Raw genomic sequence first — 7599 nt, 5'->3', positions numbered from 1 at the left:
CAAATCAACTAATTAAGTTTTGGTCAGAGTCAACCACTTCTGGTTAGAAATACTATTTTTCATATGCTAAAAATTTATACATTAATATAACAGGATTTGGAAGGTTATTATTATTTGGCGAAGGCTGTGTATAGCCATAAAAATATCCCTCCTTATCTATATCCATCGGGAAAAAAGAAATTCTCGGAAATTGGTCTGGACAGATAATTGATTTGCTGTTTAGTCTTACCCCCTCAAGTGTATAAAAATCGAGAAAAGTAGAAGGTTTTTGTGAACCTACAAAAGATATAAACGAAATAATAATCAAACTATTATTAATTCTTATATTATTTAAGAGAGACTTTACATATTCCGTTAGGGGATTTGCACGATCAACTTTCCTGGACGCATCAATTGGCTGAAAGTTATCAGATTTCCCATATATAATTTTTTCCTCTTTACCCGATAAATCGAATATTCTGATTGCGTATTGAAGAGGATTTATTACATAAATTTTGTTATTAAAATATTCCAGACAATTACAATCAAGCACAACTCCTACATACTTATTGGATATCAGCATTTTAATAAAACTGGTTGGTGCTGCAAATTCAAACATTTTATGTCCTGTTATCAAGTCGTAACAAGAAGCAGCCTCACCTCCTCCCATATTCATACTACTATATAAATAAATTTGATCTTTAGCTATAATCATATGTTCACCGAAATCGTTTATTTTAATAGTACGCTTCAAGTTTCCATTAGCATCGAAAACTGTTACTCGTCTTAATCTTCCATCCAGAATGTATATATTAAGGCTGTCGTCAATAACAAAATCATTAGCAGTAAGGTACTCTCCTGGGCCTTCTCCTATTCCACCAATAGTTCTTAAAAATTTTCCACTTGAGTTAAAAACATTTAAATGCTTTGTTGCAGCATCAATAATATAAATATCTCCACTACTTAAGTATTTTAGCTTTTGTATACTACCTATTAGTTTTCCAGTTAGAGAAATTTGTTTTTCTAATTTAAAAAGGTTACCAAAATTGTCTGCAGTTCTAATTAAATTAATATTGATATTATTATAATTATTATAAGTATTAATGTGTTTATTCTCTGATTTATTACAAGAGACAAAAAAAATCAGAAAGATTAATAACGATAGCAAATAATTACTTTTAATCATTAATTACCTTTATTTATTGATTTTATAAACATGTTACAAAATTTTTGAGTTAATTCTGGATGTTGAAAAAATGAGACGTGAATTTTCCAAATAGTCAGGTCAGGTTTTACAATAAATGTTACAATAGGAGCATATAAATCATATTTCCTGTTTAATCTCAAATCCGATGAATTCTTATTTCCATTTATTATTGGAAAATATAATAACCCTGGCTGAGTGTATCTTTTTGTAATGTCCTTATTATCAGATATATTAATTGCAAACATAATTCCATTTTTTGATTTCACATCTTCTCTAAATTCATTCCAAATTGGTACCTCGCTATCAAAACAAGCACCACAGTTACTCCTTATAAATATTAAAACAGCAAAATTATGTTTCTTTATCGCTTCAGTCATATACCTAAAATTTCTATGCTCTGAATCCTTAAAAGAAACTTTTTTAGTTTCCCAATAATTTTTATATACTTCTTGAGTTGCATTTAGAAATATATTTTCAGTTAAGATATTTTCCTTAATATTTTCTAGTTCGTAAATTTTACTTCTTAGTTTAATTTGAATGAAAGTTAAATATAACACACTCACTAACAATAATATATAAATTACCATTACATTTTTTATATAATATAATATCTTCATACCATCTTCTTTAACATTAAATTATATAATAACATGAGGTTGTCTAAAAAGTAATATTTTTATATGATATGATAGGAATTCCACGAATTTTTACAAATTATATAATTGAATATTTACTTTTTGGACAACCTCTCTTCATAAATAATTTCAACAGCCAGAGCCACAAGGAGCACAATTTGGACCAAACCCAGCTACATCATAACAATAATAAAGATTTGGTCCTACACACCATAATAAAGAACAACCTGTTGGTGCGGCATGACTATCATTATTTGTTAAAGCTATTTTTAACCCCACAAAATCTATACTGCCATCTTTAATGGGCTGTGTTGTTATTTGTAGGTTAAAAAACATAAGAAATACAAATAAAATTATGGCACCTAACATCGCTGCTTTGCTCACTCTTTGTTTTATTTTTGCTGACATTGCTACCTCCATTATTTATTTGTTAATATAATTCCCTCAGCGCTGAGGTAATTCTTTTTACTTTTCTCTAAAAAAATTGTAGTTATTAACAAAAGAAAATTCCTCCCAACCATCCCCCAACCAAAATAACTCTTTACTGCATTCCCAAAACATCCACAATCTTTTTCTATACCCATTACCATTCCATAAACACTAAACAAAAAGAAAACTAAAAAAAGTATCACTGTTATTTTTATTGATGTTCTTTGTTTTATCTTTAGCAGCAGCATTATTCCTAATCCTATTTCCGTTATTGGCAATATCGTTGCTATTACAATTACCAAATCATTTGGCAGTTTTATTTGTTGCAGCACCTCTATTAATGGGTTTACATCTATTATTTTTGCTATCCCAGAAAAGATTAGCACTGAGGCTAACAGATAGTAGAAAGAATTGTAAATTAGGTTTGAATATGAGAATTGACCGCTTTGTAATTTGAAGTTATTTAGCGGGAAAGATTTCATTTAATCTTTAACCTGTTTTCTAAAGGCAATCTAAAAAAAAATAATTTGTCAAGTAAAAAATGTTAAGGTTTTGTTTTTTCTTTTTCATTATTGTTAACTTATCAGCTTAAAGCTATTCTGTTATTTGTTTTTTTACTTCTTTTGTAGTAGTGTATTAATTAGTATTAATTATAGATGCTTTAAAAGGAAAATTAAAAATAAATCTTAAACCAACTTATATTAAAAAATTGTTGACTTGTTTAAATTAGAACTTACATTTTTTTCTAAATATGAAAAAAACAATTTAGTTCTTTCCAAATAGTTGCTCATTACAATATGTGCTTTTACAACATTACCGTACAGATCTAATAAAGATATGACAAAATCGTTATTAATACTTTTCTTTTTACGTGTTCCACTTTCATTATAAAGAGAATAAAATACTTTTTTAGAATATTTACCAATAATGAAATCTTGTTTAATAAATTTCGAAAATTCCTCTGAAGTATAAATTACAAGGTATACATCATTACAATTTAATAATTCTTTCAACTTATTTATAACATAATTATAACATTTCATACAAATTAAACTATCTAAAGCAAAGAATATGACTTTTGTAAAATTTTCTTTATTATTAATAGATAGATTAGAAAAAAAATTTGCAGAGACATTACTTACATTCCATATTTTTTCTCCTTCAAGCTTCAGCTCTTTCTGTTCAATGTTATAAAGTCTTTTTATAGTCTCTTTATATTTACTACAATTATCTCTCTTAATAGCTAAAAGAATAGCCAAGCCTATCAAAAGGGAAATTATTATAACTTTATTAATAAACTTCATATACTTTTCGGTGATATTAAAGTCCACGAAGTCGATATATTTTAATCCTTACAAAGTCGGGATTTTCATCAGTTAATAAGTATATTAGTTCGTTATTTACAAAAGCCAGGCGACCATCAACTTCATCATCAAAAATACAGTCATAGTTTGAGTTATATATTTGTAAATAATGTGTACCACTTAACATCGACCTATTATACCAAGACTCTTTTCGTAAATTAACATAATATACTACCAATCGATTATTAACTGAATCAAAACCCATTGCTTCAAACCTTGTGGTTTTTGACCCGTACTCTGCAGTAGCATCCAATGATTTTGCCACATTCTCAATTTTCATATCAGGTGGTTCCTTAAAGAATTTAGCTTTAATCCCAAACGACTTAATAATATTTAGCTCACTATCTATATAGTGTATTAACATAGATGCCTGTTGTCTTGCAAAAAAAGTATTTGCTTTACCTTTAGTCAGCAATACTGCTTTATTATATATAGCATAAACATTTTCGTTTTTATAAGCTTCGTCCCATGGTAATATTTCTTTTACAAAATTCATATTTGAATCTGCTACAAAAAGGGACTTAGCAACGTAGAAATTTTTCTTTAAATCAAGTGATAAATAACTTGATGCGGGGATAATAAAATAATTTTTCAATTTTATAGGTGCATATAACATGTAAAAAATATCTTTTGGAAGGTACAGTTTTTTTATGAAATTAAGATTACTATCATAAACGTTAATAATTTTTGTTCTGTAATCAACTAGCATAAAATTTTTGTTATCTGCACAAATATAAGGCGGGAAAGTATATTCTTCAGGACCTCTCCCTTCTTTGCCAATTGACCTCAACAAATTCATTTTTTTATCAAACACCCACAGTTTCTTAAAATGGTGGTCTATTATTAAAATGTAACCATTCCAAAACTCAATATCTTTAATCAATCCCAAATAATTCTTGCTGGTGTTTTTGTAGGTAATACTATCCACACACTCCAATTTATAATTGGGAGTATATTTAGAATGATAAACTGAATACTTTTCCCCTTCATCACACGAAAAAATAATAACCATAATCAGTAAAAATGCGAGGATTTTTACAAGCAAAATACCTTCCCTTATTCCTTTACTAAAAAATTTCATAATTATTAAAATGGTTTTTTTCTCCAAGGGTAACATATATCTGTTACCCTTGCTTAAGAAAGTTTTATGGTGTAATAATTATTGTATCACACAGGCAATTTCCATATGTGCTTTGAGGACAATCATAGTCAGGATGAATGAATATGCAATTACCCGATGTAGTGGTTTTACCCTGTAAATTAACAGAGGTAGAAATAATTATTACACAGATTAATACCCAAAAAAACTGGGCATATTTTTTTAACATTTTTACCTCCAATCATTTTGTTTTTATTGTTTTATTTCGCCCGGCGCCAAGCGTTTCTATTCTCTTTTTTTAATACAACAATTGAAAGAAGAAGAAGGAAAGCATTCCTCCCAACCATCCCCCAACCAAAATCACTCTTTATAGCATTTCCAAAACACCCACAGTCACTTGCATTTCTTATAATAGAACAATAAATGCCATACAAAAGAAAAATTCTAAACAGAAATTTAGACTGTTATTGATATCATTTTTCTTCCCAATCTTATTTTCTCATTGTAAAGAGAGAACAACAAAAGTATAGCTAAGCTCAACTCAACTATCGGCAGCACGGTTATGTTACAAGAAGTATCACAATCTTTTCTGGAAGAAATAGAAAAACAGAATTCAGATTATTTATTAAAGAAGAAGGATTATAATTTTGGCTATTCCAGTGAAAAAGAACTATAGCAGAGACCGAACAGACTAATACTAAATAAGAAATACGAGTGAAATAGAAGAGCGCATCTTTTTTTAATTTTGCTGAAACTACACTCTCAATTATAGCTGACAAGAATTATCCTCTTTTTATTTCTTGTTTTCTTAAACAATTTAATTCTTTCTATAAGTAGCGTTTTATCTGAAGGTAATATCAGCGTCTCTGAATTTCATTCAAATTTAGGTTTTGAATTTTTTTAGTCTACAACTTCTGTTTGGCTAAAGTAAAATGATAAATTTATTCATTTCTCAAAGTATCTGCTCACAATTCTATAGAATTCCTCACTTCTATTTTTTATTAATTGATATTGCGGAAAATCAGAGTAAACAATTCTACCAGAACTATTTACTAAAAGTATTAACTGATTATATTTAACTTCTCGCTTTTCTAAATTAATTATCCTTGCTTTTCTAAAATCTCTTTTAATAAACTTTAGTTCTCGATTATAAATTACTATTATATTCTCTGGTCCAATTTTACTAAGTAGGTTGCTTCTATGAAATTCATAACACCTCAGACAACCAATCGAATCATACAAAATAAAAATATTCATTCTATTAACTAACTTGGGCTTTCTACTGTAGAATGTTTCTTTTGAAATTAATCCTAAATCCCAAATATATTTACCGTCAATTTCACTTTTTGATTTTAAATATTTTTCAGATTGTTCATGTTCGTAATTAAGTTTAATAAGCCTTTGCTCCAATTGTAACTTTTGATAAAATACAATGCCCAAGATAATAAGTATGATAAAACAGATAATTATTATTACAGTTAAACTACGAGTTAGTCTCAAACTTTTTCTCAATTTTATATTTGAGTATTACTAATTTTTCATCTGATTCTTCTACAACTACATAAACAATCCCATTATCTGCAGCGGCAACATAACCAGGAATTTTTGCATCCAATATGCATTCTCCATTTTTATTTAATATGAATAAATAATTGTCTGCATCTAAAAAAGACTTAGTCTGGTATTCATCGGCATGCAATGTTCGATAACCAACAAGCAATAGGTTTGTCATGGGATCAAAAAATAACCCATAGAAATATGTAGCTCTTGAATAATATACTTTATACAATTTTCTTATATCACTAATATAAAAATTGGCTTTCACGTCTGGTGGAGTTTTATAAAACTTCGGTTTATATTCAAAAATTTTCATTAGTTTACCGTAATAATCAAATTGTTGAATTTTGTAGGTCGCGAGTTGTAAAACAAAAAAACTGTTATCAAAACCTCGAGAAATATTTGAAGAACTGTTAAGTGCAAAATATAATAAATCTGAATTCTTATAATAATCATCTAATAAGCTGGCACATTGATCAATTATTCTCCCTTGTCTATCAATAATTAATACAGTTGTTAGACCTGAGATATTTCCATTTAACTTGCGCACTAATTTATTATTAGCTGACATAATTATTCTATCACCAATAATAACTGGATCGTGAGTCATATAAAAAAACTTATACGGTAGAGTAATTTCTCTGACAACTTCTAGGTTCGTGTTGTAATAGAATAATTTTTTTATAGATCTATCAAATACCACTAAAGTATCGTTAATTTTCGTTAAATAAGGTGCTTGTGTAAATTCATGAGGACCCTTACCGTACAGGCCAAAAGATTTTAAATAATTTAGATCATCATCAAAAACATGAATCTTTGATTTGCTTCTGTCTGATATGAAAATTTTATTTTTTACAATTTCAAGGTCACGCATTATACCAATAAAAGCACTACTATCATTGTTTTCGTATATTAGAGAATCCAATAAAATTAAACTTGAATCATCAATAAATTTAACTTGTTGTATATTATTTTCATTAGATGAACAAGCAACAAATACTATTATGATTAGAATTACAGCATTATACTTAATCATATAATTTACCATCATTAATTCAATAATAATATGAGTCCGTCAAAAACATTATTCTATATTTTTACGTTTATTATAAAAGAAAAATTAAACATATTTGACGGACTCAATAAGTAATACATGGACAATTAACAAGCTTCATCAATGCAACCAACAATGCCGCCCGTATCACAATCTTCCACATTAGGATTATACCAACACTTAAATGGACCTGGTGTTATTTCAGATTGAGCTTCCAATCGAGATAGTCCAAAAATTATTGAAATTGTCAAAATCAGACCAAAAATAATTTTACG

At 27.9% G+C, this 7599-nt stretch carries 9 protein-coding genes; all 9 read right to left on the bottom strand.

Translation table 11 applies throughout. The features are described 5' to 3' along the window. Nucleotides 1–52 precede the first annotated feature (52 nt). The 9 genes from ABRY23_14355 to ABRY23_14315 all read right to left on the bottom strand — a co-directional run bounded on the left by ABRY23_14355 (nucleotide 53) and on the right by ABRY23_14315 (nucleotide 7306). Nucleotides 53–1165, bottom strand: coding sequence for a 6-bladed beta-propeller (locus ABRY23_14355; GenBank protein MFA3784238.1), 1113 nt, complete (start codon nucleotides 1163–1165; stop codon nucleotides 53–55). Then, the gene (locus tag ABRY23_14350) at nucleotides 1165–1803 is read right to left on the bottom strand and encodes a hypothetical protein (GenBank protein MFA3784237.1); all 639 of its coding nucleotides are present in this window, start codon (nucleotides 1801–1803) and stop codon (nucleotides 1165–1167) included. The genes ABRY23_14355 and ABRY23_14350 overlap by 1 nt, the downstream gene beginning before the upstream one ends. 147 nt (nucleotides 1804–1950) lie before the next feature. Further along, the gene (locus ABRY23_14345) at nucleotides 1951–2229 is read right to left on the bottom strand and encodes a hypothetical protein (protein ID MFA3784236.1); all 279 of its coding nucleotides are present in this window, start codon (nucleotides 2227–2229) and stop codon (nucleotides 1951–1953) included. A gap of 11 nt (nucleotides 2230–2240) precedes the next feature. Continuing rightward, nucleotides 2241–2732, bottom strand: coding sequence for a MauE/DoxX family redox-associated membrane protein (locus ABRY23_14340; protein ID MFA3784235.1), 492 nt, complete (start codon nucleotides 2730–2732; stop codon nucleotides 2241–2243). Between the two features lie 219 nt (nucleotides 2733–2951). Then, nucleotides 2952–3554: a hypothetical protein gene (locus tag ABRY23_14335; GenBank protein MFA3784234.1), complete on the bottom strand. Its 603-nt coding sequence runs from the start codon at nucleotides 3552–3554 to the stop codon at nucleotides 2952–2954. Between the two features lie 16 nt (nucleotides 3555–3570). Next, nucleotides 3571–4659, bottom strand: a complete 1089-nt coding sequence (locus tag ABRY23_14330) for a 6-bladed beta-propeller (GenBank protein MFA3784233.1) — start codon at nucleotides 4657–4659, stop codon at nucleotides 3571–3573. Between the two features lie 314 nt (nucleotides 4660–4973). After that, a complete protein-coding gene (locus ABRY23_14325) occupies nucleotides 4974–5156 on the bottom strand; it encodes a MauE/DoxX family redox-associated membrane protein (protein MFA3784232.1) in 183 nt (60 codons plus the stop codon). Nucleotides 5157–5658: 502 nt separating this feature from the next. Beyond that, a complete protein-coding gene (locus tag ABRY23_14320) occupies nucleotides 5659–6123 on the bottom strand; it encodes a hypothetical protein (protein MFA3784231.1) in 465 nt (154 codons plus the stop codon). A 73-nt stretch (nucleotides 6124–6196) separates the two neighbouring features. Continuing rightward, nucleotides 6197–7306 (bottom strand): 6-bladed beta-propeller, encoded by a 1110-nt coding sequence (locus ABRY23_14315; protein ID MFA3784230.1) that lies wholly within the window; start codon nucleotides 7304–7306, stop codon nucleotides 6197–6199. Between the last annotated feature and the right edge of the window lie 293 nt (nucleotides 7307–7599).

This window comes from Melioribacteraceae bacterium 4301-Me, from assembly GCA_041538185.1.
Lineage (GTDB): Bacteria > Bacteroidota > Ignavibacteria > Ignavibacteriales > Melioribacteraceae > Pyranulibacter > Pyranulibacter aquaticus.
Note: the sequence above shows the minus strand (reverse complement) of the source record. Positions and strands in the feature narration are given on the sequence as shown.